15 protein-coding genes and 1 pseudogene are annotated in these 22,040 nt (G+C 35.8%); 12 read left to right on the top strand and 4 right to left on the bottom strand.

What is annotated here, in order from left to right:
* Positions 1–1,553 precede the first annotated feature (1,553 nt).
* Positions 1,554–1,781 carry a DNA polymerase III subunit theta gene (locus B6258_RS13535; protein ID WP_099075688.1) on the bottom strand — a complete coding sequence of 76 codons (228 nt, stop codon included), beginning with the start codon at positions 1,779–1,781 and terminating at the stop codon, positions 1,554–1,556.
* A 194-nt stretch (positions 1,782–1,975) separates the two neighbouring features.
* Here B6258_RS13535 and B6258_RS13530 point away from each other — a divergent pair.
* The 6 genes and pseudogenes from B6258_RS13530 to fliZ form a co-directional block, all read left to right on the top strand.
* Positions 1,976–2,824 (top strand): annotated as a pseudogene (locus B6258_RS13530) (flagellin); the annotation flags it as partial.
* 223 nt (positions 2,825–3,047) lie between these two features.
* The gene (locus tag B6258_RS13525; protein ID WP_099075686.1) at positions 3,048–3,326 is read left to right on the top strand and encodes a type II toxin-antitoxin system RelE/ParE family toxin; all 279 of its coding nucleotides are present in this window, start codon (positions 3,048–3,050) and stop codon (positions 3,324–3,326) included.
* On the top strand, positions 3,326–3,640 hold the full coding sequence (locus B6258_RS13520) for a HigA family addiction module antitoxin (protein ID WP_099075685.1): 315 nt from the start codon (positions 3,326–3,328) through the stop codon (positions 3,638–3,640). The genes B6258_RS13525 and B6258_RS13520 overlap by 1 nt, the downstream gene beginning before the upstream one ends.
* A gap of 409 nt (positions 3,641–4,049) precedes the next feature.
* Positions 4,050–5,201: a FliC/FljB family flagellin gene (locus B6258_RS13515; protein WP_099075684.1), complete on the top strand. Its 1,152-nt coding sequence runs from the start codon at positions 4,050–4,052 to the stop codon at positions 5,199–5,201.
* Positions 5,202–5,642: 441 nt separating this feature from the next.
* On the top strand, positions 5,643–6,365 hold the full coding sequence (locus B6258_RS13510; protein ID WP_036912728.1) for an RNA polymerase sigma factor FliA: 723 nt from the start codon (positions 5,643–5,645) through the stop codon (positions 6,363–6,365).
* Positions 6,366–6,423: 58 nt separating this feature from the next.
* The gene (gene fliZ, locus B6258_RS13505) at positions 6,424–6,954 is read left to right on the top strand and encodes a flagella biosynthesis regulatory protein FliZ (protein WP_099075683.1); all 531 of its coding nucleotides are present in this window, start codon (positions 6,424–6,426) and stop codon (positions 6,952–6,954) included.
* 440 nt (positions 6,955–7,394) lie between these two features.
* On the opposite strand, the gene putA is transcribed toward fliZ, so the two are convergent.
* A complete protein-coding gene (gene putA, locus B6258_RS13500) occupies positions 7,395–11,363 on the bottom strand; it encodes a trifunctional transcriptional regulator/proline dehydrogenase/L-glutamate gamma-semialdehyde dehydrogenase (RefSeq protein WP_099075682.1) in 3,969 nt (1,322 codons plus the stop codon).
* Between the two features lie 469 nt (positions 11,364–11,832).
* Between putA and putP the strand changes: the two genes are divergently transcribed.
* On the top strand, positions 11,833–13,317 hold the full coding sequence (gene putP / locus B6258_RS13495) for a sodium/proline symporter PutP (RefSeq protein ID WP_099075681.1): 1,485 nt from the start codon (positions 11,833–11,835) through the stop codon (positions 13,315–13,317).
* A gap of 120 nt (positions 13,318–13,437) precedes the next feature.
* Here putP and B6258_RS13490 read toward each other — a convergent pair whose 3' ends face one another.
* Both B6258_RS13490 and B6258_RS13485 read right to left on the bottom strand, forming a co-directional pair.
* Positions 13,438–14,268 carry a hypothetical protein gene (locus B6258_RS13490; protein WP_129586860.1) on the bottom strand — a complete coding sequence of 277 codons (831 nt, stop codon included), beginning with the start codon at positions 14,266–14,268 and terminating at the stop codon, positions 13,438–13,440.
* 226 nt (positions 14,269–14,494) lie between these two features.
* Positions 14,495–15,331, bottom strand: coding sequence for a hypothetical protein (locus B6258_RS13485; protein WP_164996170.1), 837 nt, complete (start codon positions 15,329–15,331; stop codon positions 14,495–14,497).
* 306 nt (positions 15,332–15,637) lie between these two features.
* On the opposite strand from B6258_RS13485, the gene B6258_RS13480 reads away from it, so the two are divergent.
* The 5 genes from B6258_RS13480 to B6258_RS13460 all read left to right on the top strand — a co-directional run bounded on the left by B6258_RS13480 (position 15,638) and on the right by B6258_RS13460 (position 22,040).
* The gene (locus tag B6258_RS13480; RefSeq protein ID WP_099075678.1) at positions 15,638–16,084 is read left to right on the top strand and encodes a DUF6386 family protein; all 447 of its coding nucleotides are present in this window, start codon (positions 15,638–15,640) and stop codon (positions 16,082–16,084) included.
* 715 nt (positions 16,085–16,799) lie between these two features.
* Positions 16,800–17,330 (top strand): fimbrial protein, encoded by a 531-nt coding sequence (locus B6258_RS13475; protein WP_099075677.1) that lies wholly within the window; start codon positions 16,800–16,802, stop codon positions 17,328–17,330.
* Between the two features lie 63 nt (positions 17,331–17,393).
* A complete protein-coding gene (locus B6258_RS13470; RefSeq protein ID WP_099075676.1) occupies positions 17,394–18,119 on the top strand; it encodes a fimbrial biogenesis chaperone in 726 nt (241 codons plus the stop codon).
* 16 nt (positions 18,120–18,135) lie between these two features.
* Positions 18,136–20,664 carry a fimbria/pilus outer membrane usher protein gene (locus tag B6258_RS13465; RefSeq protein WP_099075675.1) on the top strand — a complete coding sequence of 843 codons (2,529 nt, stop codon included), beginning with the start codon at positions 18,136–18,138 and terminating at the stop codon, positions 20,662–20,664.
* Positions 20,661–22,040, top strand: coding sequence for a fimbrial protein (locus B6258_RS13460; RefSeq protein ID WP_099075674.1), 1,380 nt, complete (start codon positions 20,661–20,663; stop codon positions 22,038–22,040). The genes B6258_RS13465 and B6258_RS13460 overlap by 4 nt, the downstream gene beginning before the upstream one ends.

Here is a 22,040-nt window from a genome sequence, read left to right as displayed (position 1 = left end):
AAGAAGTAAATGAAGTGGTGAATAAAGAAGTAAATGAAGTAGTAAATAAAGAAGTAAATAAAGCAGTGAATGAGATAGTAAATAAAGAAACAAATAGAATATATAATAAAATTGAAAAAGAAGATGCTGCGGAAATTTCAAACGATAAAGAAATATCTGTGGATGAAAAATTGTTATCAGAGAATAAAGAAAAAGTATATACAGGTAGTAAGATAGATAAGATATACCAATCTAACTGGGAGTATGGGAAAGAAAATATTCCTGTTTATAATATTGAAGGTTCAAAAGATCCATATGAGAATTATTTATCTAGTGAAGAAAAAATAATTACTTTCGTAACTGATAAAGGCGATTCTCATCAATTTAGTTTGTTGGGTGATGTTGGATATTATGGGNTATTTATCTAGTGAAGAAAAAATAATTACTTTCGTAACTGATAAAGGCGATTCTCATCAATTTAGTTTGTTGGGTGATGTTGGATATTATGGGTATCGAATTGAATTAGATGCTGATAGAACAGCAAGTTATGCTTCTTATATTTATTCTATTGAAAAAGACCTTATTGCTGAAAATGTACCTAATGATTTAAATGCTGTGTATAGTAAAAAAGATGGTTTTGTATATGGCCCTTTAGATCACAGATCTGACCAAATAAACGCAGTAGTTAGAACAGCAGACATTACAATGAATTATACTAATGGTATAGTTAAAGGCGTTATTACTGAAAATGACCCACGTATAGGTAATAATGAATTATTTAAAATAGATGGTAATACTAAAAATTTAGTAATAACACCTACTCGGCATGTATCAAATGGTATTATTCCTAATGATAGAGCTGCAATGGATATTCAATTTGTTAATTCTGCAGAAAATATAGATGATCATAAATATATTTTAGGAACTACAAAAGCGGAGTCATGGGTAGGTGTATTAGCAGCAGAAAAACAGAATTAATATTAGAGTGATGTACAGATATTTAGTTAGTTTTATTTATCAAAAGCCTCTTAGCTGAGGCTTTTTAAAAAATCATAGTCTAGGTTTATATGGATAAAAATAATTATAATTTTTTAAGTAATGAGAGTTTTTTGCTCCATGCATCAAGCGTTTCTCGTTTTTCCCTCAAATAATCATATCGATCATAATGTTTCTGTGAAACTCCAAGTCTTTTGTGGTTTTGTACCATATCTCTTAATTCAGACCTTATTCCCATTTCCCCAGCTAATATTTGAATACTGACTGAATCATATTTACAGCTCTAATATGTGGTTATAAAAACTAATAAAAGTATTATTGTAATCAACTGATTATAAGAAGGTATAATCATTTTTTAGGTCTGAGAAGGGTGAATATATCTTAATAAACAAATAGTTAAAACTCATCGCGATATATAATGCTACGCCACATGAGGTGAGGGAGTATGGTGGGTGATCCTGTCAGTATGATGCTTTATCAATAAGTGTAAGAGAAAAAATCACGACAGCAATAAGACACCTGAAATTGATAACTGATTGATTATATAAGTCAGTCGGTTCCATCGAGCATTGGCACTATTATGTTTTCAAATATTGCACCGACTTGTTATCAGGTAATTTCTTACATCTCTCTCTATAAAATGCTAATCGTTCATTAAAGTACGCTCTCAAATGTGTGGGTTGTTGTCGTTCAACTTCGGACGCAACAGCTGGCATATTGAGGCGTTCTTTGTATGCAACTCCCGACACAGCTAAATCGATATTAATTTTATCTTTTTCTTCTTGGGCTAAGTTTGCGAGATTTATATTGGAGCCGATTAGTTTTTGGAGAGTATAGCAGGGGGTGCAATTAAAAATGCGGAGGTGTTACATGTTGTGTCGAGATTGTGACATAATATATGTAAAATGATAGGAAAAATGACTAAATTCTGCAAAGTTAAAATTTGCTGGCTGGCGTGGATAGTGGCTTTGTAGGCTAAATAGCGTTAATCATCATTTTCACATCATCTGATATCAAATCAATCCAAGAAGAAGTTGGTGAGCGTTTAAAAGAAATCGACCGTATTTCTGAACAAACTCAATTTAACGGCGTTAAAGTACTGAGCGGCGAAAAAGAAAAAATGACCGTTCACGTTGGTACTAACGATAAAGAAAAAATTGAATTTGATCTGAAAAAAGTTGACAGCAAAACGCTGAAAGTTAACGAATTAGAAGTTGGCGCAGAAGCATTTAGTGGTGTTAAAGCTGCTGATTTAACTGCTAAAGATGAAGCTGCATTAGCTCCTGCTGATGCTGATGGTAAAGTTGCTACGAGCTTAGGTAAAGTTGACGTAAACTATGGCGGCAAGGCTCAAAACGTTGATGTTAAATCTGCAAGTGTTGATAAAAATGGTCAATATTATATCGTTGCTCAAGTTGAAGAAGCTGATGGTTCTAAGAAAGATGTAACTTTCAAAGCTGATCTGAAAGTGACTAATCCTGCAGCAGCTACTGGTGATAAAGTAATCAAATTTACAGCGGGTAGTGATGTTAAAGTTGCAACTGCAGATGACGTAACTAAAGCAGAAGCTAAAGCAGAAGCTCAACTGAAAACTTTAGATGACGCAATCAACACTGTTGACGGTATGCGTTCTTCTTTAGGTGCGATTCAAAACCGTTTCGAATCTACTATCAACAACCTGAACAACACTGTTAACAACTTATCTGCTGCACGTAGCCGTATCTTAGATGCTGACTATGCAACAGAAGTTTCTAACATGAGCCGTGGTCAAATCCTGCAACAAGCTGGTACTTCTGTACTTGCTCAAGCAAACCAAGTACCACAAACTGTTCTGTCTCTGTTACGTTAATTCGTACTCTGACACAAAAGATACCTTTCTATATCAAAGGCCCTCATCTGAGGGCCTTTTTTTGTCATTTGTGTTGAAAAGTATTTATATTTTTCCTTCATTTATTTTTAAAAATTATGTCCACGTAGCATTTTTCCTAAAGAAAACGATAAAAATCATTTTATGTTGCACTGATTATAACGACACATTAGTGTGTTACACCTCGTGTAATACGGATTTAAAGATGATAAAATCATTTAAACATAAAGGATTGAAGCAACTTTTTGAAAAAGGTGTTACATCAGGAGTTCTTGCTAAGGATGTGGAAAGAATTAATGATAGACTACAATCTATTGATATAGCTAAAGATATTATCGAATTAAATCGGCAAATATATAAACTTCATAAATTAAAAGGTGATCGAGAAGGATATTGGTCGATTACAGTAAGAGCGAATTGGCGTATTACTTTTCAATTTATTAACGGCGATGCCTATATTCTAAACTATGAGGATTATCATTAATGAGACAATTTAAAATTTCACATCCAGGCGAAATTATTGCACGGGATTTAGCTGATATGGGAATTAGTGGGCGTCGTTTTGCCTTAAATATTGGTGTAACACCCGCGACAGTATCACGTTTATTAGCCGGTAAAACGGCATTAACACCGTCACTTGCAATTCGTATTGCGGCTGCATTAGGCAGTACTCCTGAATTTTGGTTGCGACTTCAAAGTGTTTATGATTTAAGACAACTAGAAAATCAAATAGATACCTCTAAAATTGAAATATATGGTGAAATAGCTGACCCAGTAGATAATTTATCAAACCATTAAAACTAAGCAGGGGGGATATATACTCGTCATACGTCAAACTGCAACGTTTTATAAAAACACAGTTGATACGTTCATTCGCACTAGTCACATACTTATGTATGCTTCTAGTAACGCACTCATTTATTGCCTAGCTACATCCTGAATTATTTAGAATATAGGCTTTCAGTATTTTATATTTAAACCCACTCTCTTTTAGTTTTTATTTTTCTCTCAATTTCTTTCTCTTTTCTTTTAAATCAATAAGTTCTTAAAAATTAACTAACTGGCTTTTATTGCTATTTTCGCGACGCCGAAAATCGTAAAACCTTCAAAATTGATGACGATAGTGTTTAGGCAACGTTATTACAGTGACGTAATAACAAACCTATTCATTTAAAAATATTTTAAAATCAAGTCGAAGGAATATTGTATGGCACAAGTCATTAATACTAACTACCTGTCACTAGTCACTCAAAATAATTTAAATCGCTCACAAAGTGCATTAGGTAATGCGATCCAACGTTTATCTTCAGGTATGCGTATTAATAGCGCAAAAGATGATGCCGCAGGTCAAGCTATTGCTAACCGTTTCACGTCAAACATTAACGGTTTAACACAAGCATCACGTAATGCGAATGATGGTATTTCCATTGCACAAACCACAGAAGGGGCATTGAATGAAATTAATAATAACTTGCAACGTATTCGTGAATTAACCGTACAAGCAAAAAATGGTTCTAATTCAGATACTGATATTAAATCTATTCAAGAAGAAGTCAATCAACGTACTGCTGAAATTAATCGTATTTCAGCACAAACTCAATTTAATGGCGTAAAAGTTTTAGCTGAAGATAGCGCATTAAATTTACAAGTGGGTGCGCATGATAAAGAGCAGATCAGTGTTAATCTGAAAAAAATGGATGCAACCACACTGGGTATTGATAAGTTAGATCTTACTGTTAAACCAGAAATGTTGCATGGGGGTTCTACAACAACCGTTTCTGTGGCGAATAAGAAAACACCCGCTGTATCTAAAGATATTGATATCGATACTGCATCGTTAAAAGCAAGTTTAGCAACAGGTGAGTCTTTAGAAGGTGTTTATTATGCCGTGGATGCAAATGGTAAAGAAGATAAAACTAAACTGGCAATTGAAATAAAAGATGCCAAAGGTGAAGTTAAAACGTTTGAAGCCACTTTAGATACATCAAAAGTCATTGATGGTACATCAAACGACTTTATTCCTGGTGGTAAAGTGACTTTAACCAAAGGTGCAGAAATTAAACCTAAAAACCCACCAACAATTAATGATGCACCATTAAAAGGCTTAGATGATGCACTTGCACAAGTCGATAGCCTACGCAGTGCCATGGGGGCGGTGCAAAACCGTTTAGATTCTACCATTACTAACTTAGGTAACACCGTTAATAATCTGACTGCATCACGTAGCCGTATTGAAGATGCCGATTATGCAACAGAAGTGTCTAATATGAGTCGTGGTCAAATCTTGCAACAAGCAGGGACTGCTGTACTTGCACAAGCAAACCAAATCCCTCAAAACGTATTATCACTACTTCGTTAATTTCAATCTTAAACAATCATCAAATCACACCCACTACATTATTTTGCAGTGGGTGTTTTATCATCAAAACAATCGTTTTTTTAATTAATCATTTATGAGTATTTAAACTTATTACCAAGAAGCTAAAATCTCATAAAATAAAATACTATGATTTATATGTTATTTTTTTATGAACAGAATGCATATTCAATATGTCGATTTCTTTTAATGAGCTAAATTATCAATTTAATTAACGGTTTTTCTAAGGATTAGCCACCCCTCTTTTAAGGTAAAGTAGTTCTCGTAATGCAATGACAAATTAATTATCAATGAAAACCCGATTTTTGCTGAAAATTTGGCATAGGTGAAAAAGAGGCGCTTTTGCTTCACTGTTCAGCCGATTGCTAAATCTATTTCGCCAGATAATGGTTTCCGGTCTTTTATCCAAAGGTGTCTTTTGTTGTGAGTGATTTGTATACCGCCGAAGGCGTGATGGACAAAAATAGCCTCTGGGAGCGATATGTCCCGTTGGTTCGCCATGAAGCATTACGATTACAGGTCAAGTTACCTGCGAGTGTTGAATTGGATGATCTTTTGCAAGCGGGTGGGATTGGGTTATTAAACGCCGTTGAGCGTTATGACTCAATGCAAGGTGCTGCCTTTACCACTTACGCTGTTCAACGTATCCGTGGCTCGATGTTGGATGAGCTACGCAGTCGAGATTGGGCGCCACGCAGTGTGCGTCGCAATGCAAGAGAAGTTACCCATTCTATTCATCAACTGGAGCAGGATCTAGGACGACCCCCATTAGAACAGGAAGTTGCTGATCATTTGCAGATTGAGTTAGCAGAATACCGGCAGATCCTATTGGATACGAATAACAGCCAATTGTTTTCTTATGACGAATGGCATGAAATTTACGGTGAAAGCTGTGAACCGTCTCAAGACGAAGATCATGATGACAATCCATTACAGATGTTATTAGAAAGTGATATTCGCCAAAGAGTCATAGACGCGATAGAATTGCTTCCCGAAAGGGAAAAAATGGTTCTTACTCTGTATTATCAGGAAGAACTTAATTTGAAAGAAATAGGCGCAGTGCTTAATGTCGGGGAATCCCGCGTAAGTCAGCTACACAGCCAAGCTATAAAAAGGCTGCGAGCACGCTTAAACCCAGAGAAATAGAAGTTTTGCTTATTTTTGTTTTTGTTTATTAAGACTACAACACAGGGCTTTATCTCTTATGTCTGTTTCAACACAAAAGAAACGGCCGCTAAGCCGTTACATTAAAGACTATAAACACAGCCAGACTCATTGTCTACATTGCCACAAGGCGCTTGATCGGATCTCTCTCGTATTCAATCGCCAAGTTATCAATAAAGAAGCCATTTCTGAAATGACGGATTTAGTTGATGATGAAACGTGGGAAACGTTACAAGAGAAGTTCTCTGCGCTATGCCGTTTTTGTAGTGAGATTTACTGTAATAGTGAAACTGACTACTTTGACATTATGTCTTTTAAGCAGTATTTGTTTGAACAAACGGAGATGAGCCACAGTACTGTTCGTGAGTATGTGGTTCGTTTACGTCGGCTCGATGAATTACTGACTTCCACTAATTTTCCGCGTCAAGAATTTACGACAGAGAAAATTCAGTCAGACTTGAGTAAAAAGCTCACTCCCTCTGCATTTAGTAACTACAACATTGCACTACGTAAGTATGAGCAATATCTCGATTGGTGCCAAGAGCCATCATCGATGAGTAGCAGTCACTAATTGCGCTCAAGAGAGACCTTAAAAGGAGTAGCCTAGCCTACTCCTTTTTCTTTTGTCGTTGATCATCATATTTTATTTACCTTTCTACTTTTCCTCTTATCTTAAAATAGTTTTTTATTTATCCTTTAATAAGAATACTCAGACTAATAATATATTGATTAATAAATAAAAAAAGCGCCCACAGTGGGGCGCAAGTTTCAGGTATTCATAAAGATATAATTAAATCAACTTCTAGGTTGACTTGAGCGTAAGTATATTTACTAAACGAACTCATCGCGAATAATAAATATAAAAAGAGTGAGAATAGTCACAGCCTTCAAAAAAATAACATTTTTGACTATCTCTTTAAAAATAATGAAGTAACAAAAGAAAAAACCACCTTTAAGAAAACAAACTTTAAAGGTGGTCTCAAAGATAAGGAGAGAAAGAGAGGGGGATAATTAACTAATCGTCATCAAGCTCGCATTGCCTCCAGCGGCGGCTGTATTAATGCTTAATGCTCTTTCATGCAATAAACGCTCTAACAATAGACCAGTCTCACCGCGAGAAAATCCTTGAACAGAAAGGATTGCCCCTTTGCGTTGCGCAATTTTCTGGCAAGTTTCACGCAATTGATCACCATCACCATGGTAAATCACGGCATTTATTTTCAGTGACTCATCATTCCAGTTTTCAGTCAATGTAATGGCTTTTCTGACAATATCAGGTAATTCACGATATGTTTTTTGTGAGAACAGGCTATTAACGACAACGGCATGACAGCCAGAAGCGAGAACGGCGGCAATTTGAGTGAATGCATCTTGCTCGTTATCTGAAATACACAGCACATAACCACAAGGGACTAATTGATAAGTATTACGTTCACCAGTAGGGCCCGGTAATACGCGCAGTGTTCCTGCTTGGGATGCAAGGGCATATTTCTCTAACGCTTCATAGTGTGATTTATCCGCTCTGCTTGATAGCCATTCCATATACTTATGATAAGTCTGCAATAACGTATTACGCATAGAAGTATCAAGAGGCAGTGTTTCATCTTGGCGTGCGAGTGTTTGCGTTGCCGCATTTTCAGGGCGTTTAGATAATAAACGATACAGATAAACAGGGCCGCCGGCTTTAGGGCCTGTCCCCGATAATCCTTCGCCACCAAAAGGCTGAACCCCTACAACTGCACCAACCATATTGCGATTTACGTATAAATTTCCTACTTTGGCATTTGAGGCAACATAAGCAATCGTTTCATCAATACGTGTATGGACGCCCATTGTTAGCCCATATCCCGTTGCATTAATCTCTTCTAGCAAAGCAGGTAAATCTTGGCTTGCATAACGTACAACATGTAACACAGGGCCAAAGATTTCTTTCTTCAATGAACTCACTTTATCTAATTCAATTAAAGTGGGTTGAACAAAAGTACTGTTATTCTCAACGTGTTTTGACAGGCTATTGTGTGATGCTTGATAAATCTCGAAACCCGTTGTGCGCATAGATTGGATATGCTTCTCTATGACTGATTTTGCTTCTTTATCGATAACTGGGCCAATATCTGTGGATAGCAAACTTGGGTCACCCATTGTAGCTTGTGCCATCGCACCTTTAAGCATTTCGATAGTATGATCAGCCACTTCTTCTTGAATACACAATAGGCGTAATGCAGAGCAACGCTGACCCGCGCTATCGTAAGCAGATGCCATAACATCAGTCACCACTTGTTCTGTTAATGCAGATGAATCAACAATCATGGCATTTAAGCCACCAGTTTCTGCGATTAAAGGTACTGGGTGGCCTTCACTATCCAATCGACCTGCTAAGGTCTTTTGTAAAATATGAGCAACATCGGTTGAACCTGTAAACATCACACCACGAACACGCTCATCAGCCACTAATCGTGCACCAATGGTTTCACCTTGTCCCGGTAGCAGTTGTAGTGCAAAAGAAGGAACACCAGCTTGATGGAAAAGCTCAACGGCTTTTGATGCAATTAAAGGTGTTTGCTCTGCGGGTTTTGCAAGAACGGTATTACCCGCGGCTAAAGCTGCCGCAATTTGTCCGCTGAATATTGCCAATGGGAAATTCCAAGGACTGATACAAACCACAGGCCCTAAAGGTCGATGTGTATTGTTATCAAAGTCTTGAGCGACTTGGGCTGCATAATAATAGAGAAAATCAATGGCTTCACGAACTTCAGCAATCGCATTGCTATAAGTTTTACCTGCTTCACGCACTAATATCCCCATTAATGGTCCCATTTGCTGTTCCATTAATTCCGCCGTACGGATCAAGAATGAAGCTCTTTGTGCTGGTGGTGTTGCAAACCAGATCTCGCCTTTTTCTTGAGCAATGGTTAAGGCAAAATCTGCCTCGGCTTCTGTGGCTTCTCTTACTGTACCGACAATATCTGCATGATTGGCTGGGTTTAATACAGATTGAAGTTCTGGTGTTTTTTCTGAAACACTAAACGTATCACCTAATAAAGGTTCACAATGGCTATTTTCAGTTGCTGATGTTAATAAGGCACTAGAAAGCGATGCCAAGCGATGTTCGTTTGACATATCAATGCCCGGTGAGTTTTTACGTTCATCACCATACAGTTTATTAGGAAGCGGAATTTTAGGATGAGAAAGCCCAACTTGGCCTTCAACTTGAGCCATTCTATTCACTTCTTTGACTGGATCTGCCACTAATTCATCAAGAGAAATTGTGGTATCCGCAATTCGGTTTACAAATGATGTATTAGCGCCATTTTCAAGTAAGCGACGGACTAAATAGGCAAGTAATGTTTCATGAGTCCCTACTGGCGCATAAATACGACAAGGGCGACCTAATTTCCCGTCTGCTATTTTTCCGACAACTTGCGCATAAAGGGGCTCCCCCATACCGTGTAAACACTGGAATTCATATTGTCCGGGGTAATAGTTTTGACCCGCTAAATGATAAATTGCTGACAGTGTATGTGCATTATGCGTGGCGAATTGCGGATAAATAAAATTAGGTGATGCGAGGAGTTTTTTCGCACAAGCAAGATAAGAGACATCGGTATACACTTTGCGAGTATAGACCGGATAGTCTTCAAGGCCATCAATTTGAGCGCGTTTGACTTCGCTATCCCAATAAGCGCCTTTCACTAAACGGATCATTAAGCGACGACGACTACGGCGTGCCAAATCAATGACATAATCAATCACGAATGGACAACGCTTTTGGTAAGCCTGAATAACAAAGCCAATACCATTCCAACCCGCTAATTCGGGTTCAAAACAGAGCTTCTCAAGTAGATCGAGTGAAATTTCAAGTCTATCCGCTTCTTCTGCATCAATATTAATACCAATATCGTATTGCTTTGCTTGTAATGTTAATGAGAGCAGGCGAGGGTAAAGTTCTGACATCACTCGCTCATATTGAGCACGGCTATAACGGGGATGTAATGCTGAAAGCTTGATAGATATTCCTGGGCCTTCATAAATACCTCTGCCATTAGAGGCTTTGCCAATTGCATGGATCGCTTGTTGATAAGAGACTAAATAATCTTGTGCGTCTTTTTCTGTTAATGCCGCTTCCCCTAACATGTCATAAGAGTAGCTAAAACCTTTTTCTTCAAGTTTGCGCGCATTCGCGAGTGCTTGAGAAATTGTCTCACCTGTCACAAATTGCTCACCCATTAAACGCATCGCCATATCAACGCCTTTACGAACTAATGGCTCGCCACTTTTGGTGAGAATGCGATTTAAAGAGTTAGACAGTTTTTCTTCATTATGTGTAGAAACTAATTTACCAGTGAATAATAAGCCCCATGTCGCTGCATTCACAAACATAGATTGGCTTTGTCCTAAGTGTGAACGCCAGTTTCCATGACTGATTTTATCGCGGATAAGAGCATCACGTGTGGCTTTATCTGGAATACGTAATAACGCTTCTGCTAAGCACATTAGAGCAACACCTTCTTGTGAAGAAAGTGAGAATTCCTGTAATAGACCTTGAACCAGCCCTGAACGTCCAACACCATTTTTCTGTTTACGTAATTTTTCGGCAATGGAATAGGCTAATTTATGCGTTGCTTGGGCCTCATTTTCAGGTAAGGTCGCTTGTTGCAATAGCATAGGTACAGCTTGTGTTTCAGGTGTGCGATATGCAGAAGTAATTGCTGAGCGTAAAACAGACTGTGGGTGAATATGTTCAGCAAACTCCAAGAAAGGCTGATAATGAGCAGTTGGTGTTTCAGGGCTTTCATCAATATCTTGCTCTGTAAGTGTTGAGTTACCAAGATTAATCTGATCATTTTCAACTTGTTCGAGATAATTGAAAATAGCCTGTTTAATTAACCAATGCGATGTTCTATCTAATTTCTGTGCAGCTTCTTTTAATCTATTGCGGGTTTCTTCATCAAGTCTAACACCCATTGTTGTGCTACTCATGCAGTGCTCCTCATATTCTATTTCTCATTCACAAATACAGTTACCCGTTATTTTTATTAATATCATTCATGTTGCAACTTTGTGCAACATTGTTAACAATTTATTTATAAATAATGTGAAAGTAGTCAGGTTTTGTGGGTGATTAAAAATGAATTAATTTATTTCTTCTATATATATGTATGTAAATCAATTAATTATATTTATTTTGTAGATGTTTGCATTTATAATGCATCCTCGAATTCAGACAAATAGTGTGAAGTCATAAACAAAATTTAAACATTTAAACGTTAATTTCTTGTTAAATGCAGTTAACCTATTCTAGGATTGATGTGAATGCTTTATCTGTTGCTGTAAGAAATTATTTTAATTAAAAACTGAAAAGATCATTAATGCGCAACGAAGTGCAACGTTCCTGTACGAGTCAAAAGCATACCGATGATCGGAAACAGATTTATGGAGAACTGCAATTATGGCCCTAACTTCGCCAATGCTAATTACATTTACGATCTATATCTTGGGTATGCTTTTTATTGGCTACCTTGCTTATCGTTCAACAAAAAACTTTGATGATTATATTCTTGGCGGTCGGCGACTAGGCAGTGTGGTAACTGCGCTGTCAGCGGGCGCCTCTGATATGAGTGGTTGGTTATTAATGGGATTACCTGGCGTGGTATTTTTCGCTGGTATATCAGAAAGTTGGATAGCTATTGGGCTCTGTTTAGGCGCATGGCTAAACTGGCGTTTAGTTGCAGGGCGTTTACGTTTGCAAACTGAAAAAAATAATAATGCATTAACGTTACCCGATTATTTGACATCGCGCTTTGATGATAAAAGCAAAATGCTACGTATTATTTCAGCATTAGTTATTCTTACCTTCTTTACTATCTATTGTGCATCCGGTGTGGTTGCTGGTGGAATGCTGTTTGAATCTACATTCCATATTCCTTATCACGAAGCGATGATTTATGGTGCGCTTGCAACTATCGCATATACCTTTTTAGGTGGCTTTCTTGCCGTAAGTTGGACAGATACAGTTCAAGCGACTTTAATGATTTTTGCTCTGATCCTAACGCCTATTATTGTTATTTTCTCAGTGGGGGGCATTGATACTTCTATTGCGATCATTAAAGCAAAAGATCCATCTTATTTGGATATGTTCAAAGGGCTTGATTTCATCGCGATCGTTTCATTATTAGCATGGGGATTAGGCTATTTTGGGCAACCTCATATTTTAGCTCGTTTTATGGCCGCTGATTCTAACCAAACTATTCGTAAAGCACGTCGTATTGGTATGACATGGATGATCCTCTGTTTAGGAGGCACTGTTGCGGTTGGATTCTTCGGTATTGCTTACTTCGAAATGAATCCAGCACAAGCGGGAGCAGTAACAGCTAAAAATGAACGTATTTTTATGGAGCTGGCTTCACTACTCTTTAATCCATGGATTGCTGGTATTCTGCTGTCTGCAATTCTCGCTGCGGTAATGAGTACATTAAGCTGTCAATTATTAGTCTGTGCAAGTGCGTTAACTGAAGATTTATACAAGCCATTTATTCGTAAAAGTGCGAGTCAAAAAGAGTTAGTTTGGGTTGGGCGTGGCATGGTGTTATTAGTTGCGATTATCGCAATCTTCTTAGCGCGTGATCCAAATAATAAGGTGCTTGATTTAGTGAGTAACGCGTGGGCTGGTTTTGGTGCCGCTTTTGGCCCGGTGATCCTCATTTCTGTAATGTGGAAACGTATGACTCGTAATGGTGCATTTGCTGGAATGTTGATTGGTGCTTTAACTGTGTTAGTGTGGATGCAATATAAATGGTTTGGGTTATATGAAATTATTCCTGGTTTTATCTTTGCCTCTATCGCGATTGTTGTCATTAGTTTAATGGGTAAAGAGCCAAGTAAAGAGAACCAACAACGCTTTGATGAAGCTGAAACTCAATATCGTAATACATAATAAAATATAGAAAATAAGATAAATAAAAGGCCACTTTATTTTTAATAAGGTGGCCTTTGTTATTTAATATCATGATAAATTTAAAAGAGAGTATGATTTTAAATTTTTAATACAAGTAAGTTATTCATAATATTCAAATTTATTATATACAATTGCTGTGCTGGTATCGATTACTGTGCCATCTTTTCTAACTTCACTTACCATATTCCATGTTAAGCAATTATTATATTTATCCCATTCTTGGCAAGTACTGTCATATTCTCTTATATCGTCATACATGCTCGTAAATATTTGCATTTGATGTAAAATTTTACCATCTTCACCATAATTAAATTCTAGCATAACTTCATCATTATCAATTGCTTTTAAGAGGCGGCCTTCATTATCATAAGAGTAATAAAGGGTACTTCCCTGATTTTCAGCGCTAGATTCAATAATTGTTTCTGATGCAATCTTACTGCCATCATAAAAAATTTTTGAAAAATCAGTACCGATAGGTGATCCATCGCCATCATAGAAATGAGCAGTTTTATTTATTATCTGGTTTTGATTATTTTTATCATATAGCTCATTAAGATAGAGAGTATAGATCTTGTGTAAACTCTTTAGCTGGTATTTATATTTGATATTATAAGGTGTTGACATTCTTACAAGATTTGTTTCGATTCGCTCATGAATATATTCTTGCGTAGACGAATAAAATTTAGTGAGAGAGCCACATCCATCAAATTGAATTTCACCTTTATAGGCTTTAAATCGACCTTTTTCAGGTAATGTGCTGGTGATGATGATTGATTTTATAGGTCCATAATAAAACTCTAACATGACGGGCATATTATTAGATTGGTTCACCTGTTTTTGTCGATCTGTACAAGATGTTGATGTCGCAAATACTGGGAGTGAAACAAAAAGGGTGTATAGAGAAAAAATAAAAAGAAGTGATAATTTCATATAATGAGTCATCTTAAATTTTATTAAAAGAGAACACGCTATAAAGCATATTCATCATTAATTGATTTAAGTAGTTTTACACAAATTGTTTTTTAATGAAAGTATCATGAGAGAGTATCTAACCATAGATAAGAAGATATGTAATAAATATAAAAACCAGTCTATTTTTGATAGTCTGATTTTTATATTATTAACTTAAATTTGATACGAAAATATAATATAACTATTATTCGTAGTAAATAAACTCGTTATGAAGCATGGCTTTACTAAAATTAATGACTTCATCATTAAATTTAATCGTACTTTCAAGTTTCTCTTTTGAACAATTAGCAAATTTGTCCCATTCAAGGCAAGTCGTGATAAAGGCTTTATCCTCTCCATTAATGCCTTTGACATAGTTTGATTGAGTAACCACTTTCCCTTCTAGATCATACTGATACTCTACATTTATTTTGCCGTCTTCTATAACGGATTGTAGTTTTCCTTGGGGATTATAGCTGTATTGTGTTGTGCTAGTTTCAGTTGTAGGATCTGACGATTTGCTGGTTTCTTTAATAATGCGCCCATTCTTATAGTCGAATTGGCTGGTGACGGTATCCAGTAAAGTGCCATCATTTGCGTAATATTGAATGACTTTTTTATCGAACCGGTTTTGTTCATCTTTATGATAGGTTTCTTGCATGTAGATAGAGTGTGAGCCATAGGCGTTTTTTATCTGAAATTGATAACGGATAACCAATGGGTTGTTAGGTAATGTTCTTATTAAATTAGTTTCTACATTACCTTCAATGTACTCCTGCATTGAGGTGTTATCTTTTAATAACTTTCCACACTCATCAAAGTGAATTTCACCTTTTAGCGCTTTAAAACGTCCGTCATGGGGTATAGTGCTTGTCATCGTGACTGATTTAACAGGGCCGTTATAAGAACTGAGCAATACAATATCGCTATTGGCAATATTGGTTTGCTTTTCAGTCTCTGTGCATTGAGTTGAAGCAGCGATTATTGGCAATGAGGAAACTGCATAAAGGGAAAGGGTGATAAGGAGTTGTTGTAATTTCATAAGACCGTCCATGTATATATTTGCCATATTTCAAGCTACAGCGCTACTCGTCATCATTCAAGTTACAGCGTTGTTGCCTGCGCTCATTCGCACTAGCCACATACTTATGTATGCTTTTCGTGACTCATTTACTTGTCGCCTAGCTGTAACTTGAATGATGACGAGTATAAGGAGTACATAAAATATAGCTCTAGTATAGGTAATTGGTTTACCAAATTGTATAGATAAAATCCTATATGATTAACTGGTATATAAAGGAAAGAAAAATATTTTAGTACGATCATAACTGTTTTTTGGAGCATTAAGATGTTAAACGCGTTTTCTTTTATGACTGATACAGCAACGTTGGCCATTTTTGATTTACAAGCGATCCAACATAGAAAATCAGATACAGCAGATTGGTGGAGCATACCAGCTGATGAGTTAGATGAAATGAACAAAGGCAATATTGCATTTATTGGTTTAGGTAATGATGGTTTTTACACAATTAATCTATGTGACAAAATTGCAGATCCAGATATAAAAATAAACATAAACTGTCCATCAGGTGAAATTTTCATTGGTGCAGGAGAAGATACAACTGGCGGTGATTTAGAGCCAGATGATCCACAATATCGTGCAGGAAACGTTATTTTTCTCCCAGTAGGATATTATGAGGTTTCATTAAAAAAACTAAACAGCATACTTTTTATTTCTATCATTTTAAGTAATGCGAAACTAAACAAGTTTGAGAATGTGTTACGTTTAGATTAAAGAAACATATAAATAGTAATATAAAAATATAATAGCGAGTAAAAATAACACTGTTTAAACTGCCAATTTATACTTTATTGATAAGTTAATAAATATAAATTAAATAATTTATGGTTATATTAAGCATAATGTAATGAATTTGCTGGTTATAAGTAAAGTTAATCAATTAACTCAAAATTAATTGATTAATCTAATTTGAACCTCACTGAAATAAAAAGTGATATAAATCATTTCACAACAATAAAATAAAAGTAGTGAAGGTTTCATTTTTAAATTTAAAGGTAATTAATGAATTTTTTACTTTACTTTATTAAGAATGATAAATATCAATTTGAAGTAAGATGATGTTATTTTTAATATTAATCCTAATAAACTTAATAAGTTTTTTCCAAAAGTTTGAAATGGTCATATTTAGACTATAAGAATATACTTAAAATAGAAAAATATATACGTATTAACCTTTATTCTCGATGAATGTAGTTGCATTGTATGAGCAAGTGAGCGGATAATCATACATACTTAAATATTAGTACGTAATAAACATGCAATAAGGTTATTAATAGCCCTCATTGTTTCATGTTAGCATTTCTATATTACAAATACAGTGGCTAGTCTTATTTTGATATATTACATATACAATAAGTTAGTCTTATTTTGATATATTAACAATACAATAAGTCAGTCTTATTTTGATATATTACCGGAGAGTTTTATTATGAATAAAATACTTCTTGCTACTATTATGGCAGGTGTTTTTTCTTCTACTGCTTTTGCTGCATCTGATAATACCATTCGTTTCCAAGGAGAAGTTTCAGATGAAACTTGTACTGTAACTGTTAATGGTAATTCGGCACTTCCTGTTGTTTTATTACCAACTGTTTCTGTTACAACGTTAGACACTGCAGGTAAAACGGCAGGACAAACACCATTTACTATCGCAGTGAGTGGTTGTACAGGTTCTAAACCAACAGATACAAATATTAAAACCATTTTTATTGCTAATAATATGACAACAGAAGGTCGTATTGGTAATACAGCCGCAAATAACAATGTTAGCTTAGAAATTATTGATCCTGCGAAAACAGGCACCAAAATTGATTTAACAGGTGTAGGTAACGAAGGTTTAGTGTTAAAAGCAAACGAAAAATCAGCATCTTATGATTATGCTGTACGTTATTATGCAGATGATGTTGCAAAGGCAGGTAAAGTAGAAGGTAGTGTGCAGTACTCTATCTCTTATCAATAACGCTTATATGTCTCCTTTATATAAAGGAGACATTTTTCTATTTATATAAGAGGAAGATAAGTAATGAAAAAAATAATAATGTTAATTGCCGTATTTTTCTTAAGTTATAGCACAGCATCGTATTCTAGTGTCACCATGCTAAAAACACGTATTGTTTATTCATCAGATTCACGCTTTGAAGTTTTAAAGTTTATGAATAATGATGAAATTCCTTACATTATGCAAATATGGGCAGATAAAAATAATCCTAATTCGACCCCAGATAATGCAGATGCGCCTTTTATTATTCAGCCCCCCGTTTTTCGTATCGATCCTAAAACAGGGAGAGATGCTCGCTTAATTTATACTGGTGACGGTTTACCACAAGATAAAGAATCTATTTTCTATTTAAATGTGGCGCAAATTCCACCTAAAGATTTGAATAAAGATATAAAAGAAGGAAATAGCTTTACGGTTATTGTACATCATCGATTAAAAATATTTTATCGTCCAACAGCGATTGTCTCACAGCTAAATAATATCGAGAAGCAAATATCATTCTCAAAAGAAAGTAATGGCAGTATAAAAATTAAAAACGACTCACCCTTCTTTGTGTCATTTGCACAACTTGAGGCCACTAATGCTTCGGGGCAAAAATTTATATTTAAATCAACTATGATTTCTCCATTATCAACAGAAATATTAGTCGCTGAAAATGGCGGAAAACTTTCATTTTCACCCGATAAAATAACCTATAAATACCTTAATGATCTAGGTGGGCAAAACAGCGTGACAGATTTAATTCATTAATAAAAATGGCATTGAAATGAAATTTATAGAAAAAAGTACAGCGCAATTAAATAACAGAATAAAAGTCGTATTCTTGATCGGCTCACTTTCTCTATTTGTTCAATCAATGCCTTCTGCATTTGCTGATGATTATGAATTTGATCCTTCTTTATTATTAGGTAGCAAAAATAATATTAACATTAATCAGCTTCATGATAGTAATTATGTGGAACCTGGTGATTATGATGTTGACATCTACATTAATAATCGTTTTTTTGAAAGAAAAACAGTGAGTTTTCAATTAAATGATAAAGGTAAAGTGACGCCATGTTTTAATCAACAACAGATTGAAGAAATGGGGATCTTACTGGATAACGAGGTCAATCAAGATAATAATCAATGTTTAGTATTAAACCAAATTAATAAAAATATTGTAGATTCGTTTGATGCTTCTAATTTTAGAATAATGATTGCAGTGCCTCAAATCTTATTAAAACGAAGACCACAAGGCTATGTGAATGAAGACGATTTAGATGTGGGCAATACCATGTTGTTTACCAATTATTCTGGTAATTACTATAAGAATAAATCGAACGGACAAACTTCAGATTATGGTTTTGGTAGTGTCAATATGGGGGTAAATCTGGGAACTTGGCAATTTCGCCAACAAGCGTCTTACTCTTATAATTCATCCAAATCGGGAAGTAATAGTGAATTTAACTGGATAAGAACTTATCTACAAAAACCGTTACTAACATTAAAGTCTATGTTAGTTGTCGGCGATATTTATACAACAGGTGCACAATTTTCAAGTTTGGCATTTAAAGGTATTCAATTAATGTCTGATGAAAGAATGTTGCCTGATTCTCAAAAAGGCTATGCGCCTGTTATTCGTGGTATTGCGACGACTACCGCCCGTGTAGTGATAAAACAAAACGGCACTGAAATTTATCAAACGACGGTATCACCAGGGCAATTTGAAATAAATGACCTTTATCCAACCAGTTATGAAGGGGATTTATTAGTCGAAATTCACGAAAGTAATGGCAAGGTTTCTTCTTTTACAGTGCCATTTACTGCATTACCTGAGTCTGTAAGGGCGGGTCACTTTAAATATAATTTTACTGCGGGTGAAGTGAATAATTTTGGATCAGAAAATAGCTATTTTTCAGATATCGCTTTGCAATATGGTGTGAATAATACGGTAACGCTAAATACAGGGGTGCGTGTAGGACATCAATATCAGGCAGTATTTGTCGGCTCTGTTATTGCTACAAAATTAGGGGCAATAGGTTTTAATTCGGCATTTTCAAATGCTGAAGTGGGTGGTAAAAATTATCAAGGTGGACGATTAGGCGTTAGTTATAGCCGTACTTTTAGTCCAACTAATACCGTTATTACGCTTGCTGGTTATAAATATTCAACAGAGAATTTCCGCGAATATAATGATGTCTTGGGTTTGAGAAAAAGTGCAAGCAATGACATGGAATGGAACTCCAGCAGTTATAATCAAGAAAGCCAGTTTACGCTTAGTGTTAATCAGTCTCTTGATAAGTGGGGACAACTTTATATTTCAGGTTCTATCAGTAACTATTATGGTAATAAAGGACACGATGCCCAGTATCAAATTGGTTATTCAAATACCTATAAAGATATTGCTTATAGCCTCGCCTATAGTCGCCAAAAAACGGGGCAAATGACAGCAAATAATACTTTTACACCAATAACAACTGATCCGATATCGGAAGATATGGTGATGTTATCTGTTTCTATGCCATTAGGGCGCTCTGATTATTCACCAATGTTATCATTATCTTCTAGTCATTCTAGTGATGACTCGAGTTACCAAACGAATTTATCTGGACTTTTAGGGGAAGATAAAACACTTTCTTATAGTGTAAATGCAGATTACGACACACAAAGTAGAGCGATAGGCAGTGGTTTACATTTAATTAAACAGCTTCCTTTTACTACGTTATCAGGCAGTATCTCTAATGGTAAGCATTACACTCAAGGCAGCGTGGGTATTCAAGGTGCGTTAGTAGCACATAGTGGCGGGGTAACATTAGGGCCTCGTATTAGTGATTCTTTTGCTTTAGTGGAAGCCAAAGGTGCAAGTGGTGCGAGTGTGAGTAATGGCATGGGGGCACGCATTGATCCTTTTGGTTATGCTCTTGTGCCTTCTCTCGTCCCTTATCAATATAACAATGTTAGTTTGGATGGGAAAAATATTAGAAATAATAATATTGAGCTATTGGAAAATACCAAGCAAATAGCACCGTATTCAGGTTCAAGTACCAAAATCGTATTCAAAACCCAAGTCGGATATCCTGTATTGATTTCAGTTAAGCCTGAAAGCCGATTGGCATTAGGTGAAAATGTTTATGATAAAGATAGGCATATAGTTGGCATGGTAGGGCAAAGTAACCAGATTTATGTCAGGGTTGAAAATAAAAAAGGGACACTGACTGTTGGTAAAGATGAAGATAGTTGCCAAATTGATTACTCAATACCAGAAGAAAAAGAAGCCGATAAACTCATTTTATTATCAGGTCAATGCTTATGAAATTAAATCACTGTTTACTTTCGTGTCAGTCCTCTATTTTATTGACGTTGATGCTATTTCCTTTTTTAGCTTCGGCAGCATGTTATAAAATAACAACCACGACGACGAATCCCAATAGTGTACTTTATACCGAGCCAGGTAAAGGTACAGCAAAGAAGTGGACGGGTTCTATAGATACATCGGGTTCAATGGGAACAACACCTAAAGTTATTAATGTTAATAATAACCAATTCCAGCCATTAGGATCATTAGTAGCAAGTGGATTTGTTCCATTTATAGAAGCGGGTTATGAAAGTTATGATCCTGACCAAATATTATTTCGCTGTAGTGCTGATGAGGACGGAAAATTAAGAGAGTTCTATTCAACGAACGGCGATTATCTTTATGGGGGTAATAAATTAGTTAATCCTGCATTAGGATTACAAGAAACATATATTAGTCTTGCTAGAGGATTAGGTATTCGTATTAAAAACACCGTTACGGGTGAGTATTATAGTCGTTACTGGAAATCTCGACCATTGACGAATTTAGAAAGAGACAGTAAAGGTTGGATATTAGTTAAAGCTAAAGATTTTTCCAATATGGAAGTTGAACTTTTCAAAATTAATTATGAAAAAACAGCAGATATGCCTCCTGCACAATCAGCTAGCGGATTAATTAATTTTATTAACCAACCTGCAGGTTATATTGCTTTCCAAGGTCCCGGATATTCCCCTTTATTGAAAGATGGGGCTGATCATTTGACAAATTACAGCGGCTTCTTCGATGCTTGGCCTGGTGCTGTTAATATGTCTCGCCGTATTTATATCCGTAATGCGTCCACTTGTTTTGTGCGAAATGTTACGCCTTATGTTTCATTCCCATTGGTCACTATTAATGAGTTAGCAAGTGGCAAAAAAGTGACTTTACCTATTACTATTGATTTTTATTGTCAATTAGCACCACCTGCAAGCGATGGTATGAGTAATATTGCCAGCGGAACTGGAGCAGGGCAAACTGCAATGGGATTTTTACCTAGGCCTACAAATGTTAATAAAGCAATTGAATTAGGATTAACAGTACCTAATGGTGCCGCAATTACCCATTTAGTGACAGACGGTTATGGTACTGACTCAAATATGGCAAAAGGGGTTGGTGTAAGAATATATCGCCCATCAGGTATGCCATTAAACTTATTATCAACATTAGCGAATGAAGGGCAAGGTGACGGTTATGGCTGGTATCCTATTTATGATGATGCCAGTTCAGTCTCATATAATAATGGTATTGCTGATTTATCTAAAACATTATATGCCTCATTAGAAGCGTTACCGAGAGAAAAAATAACCGCCGGTAAATTTAATGCGACATTACAAGTGATTATACAGGTGCAATAA

Origin of the sequence: Proteus alimentorum, assembly GCF_002607735.1 — a bacterium.
Taxonomy (GTDB): Bacteria; Pseudomonadota; Gammaproteobacteria; order Enterobacterales; family Enterobacteriaceae; genus Proteus; species Proteus alimentorum.
This window is presented reverse-complemented; position numbering and strand designations above follow the sequence as displayed.

Coding starts and splice junctions, on each gene's coding strand:
- B6258_RS13465 (WP_099075675.1), top strand. CDS start 18,136: ATGAAATTTATAGAAAAAAGTACAGCGCAATTAAATAACAGAATAAAA.
- B6258_RS13480 (WP_099075678.1), top strand. CDS start 15,638: ATGTTAAACGCGTTTTCTTTTATGACTGATACAGCAACGTTGGCCATT.
- B6258_RS13525 (WP_099075686.1), top strand. CDS start 3,048: ATGATAAAATCATTTAAACATAAAGGATTGAAGCAACTTTTTGAAAAA.
- putA (WP_099075682.1), bottom strand. CDS start 11,363: ATGAGTAGCACAACAATGGGTGTTAGACTTGATGAAGAAACCCGCAAT.
- B6258_RS13475 (WP_099075677.1), top strand. CDS start 16,800: ATGAATAAAATACTTCTTGCTACTATTATGGCAGGTGTTTTTTCTTCT.
- B6258_RS13490 (WP_129586860.1), bottom strand. CDS start 14,268: ATGAAATTATCACTTCTTTTTATTTTTTCTCTATACACCCTTTTTGTT.
- B6258_RS13460 (WP_099075674.1), top strand. CDS start 20,661: ATGAAATTAAATCACTGTTTACTTTCGTGTCAGTCCTCTATTTTATTG.
- B6258_RS13520 (WP_099075685.1), top strand. CDS start 3,326: ATGAGACAATTTAAAATTTCACATCCAGGCGAAATTATTGCACGGGAT.
- fliZ (WP_099075683.1), top strand. CDS start 6,424: ATGTCTGTTTCAACACAAAAGAAACGGCCGCTAAGCCGTTACATTAAA.
- B6258_RS13515 (WP_099075684.1), top strand. CDS start 4,050: ATGGCACAAGTCATTAATACTAACTACCTGTCACTAGTCACTCAAAAT.
- B6258_RS13470 (WP_099075676.1), top strand. CDS start 17,394: ATGAAAAAAATAATAATGTTAATTGCCGTATTTTTCTTAAGTTATAGC.
- putP (WP_099075681.1), top strand. CDS start 11,833: ATGGCCCTAACTTCGCCAATGCTAATTACATTTACGATCTATATCTTG.
- B6258_RS13485 (WP_164996170.1), bottom strand. CDS start 15,331: ATGAAATTACAACAACTCCTTATCACCCTTTCCCTTTATGCAGTTTCC.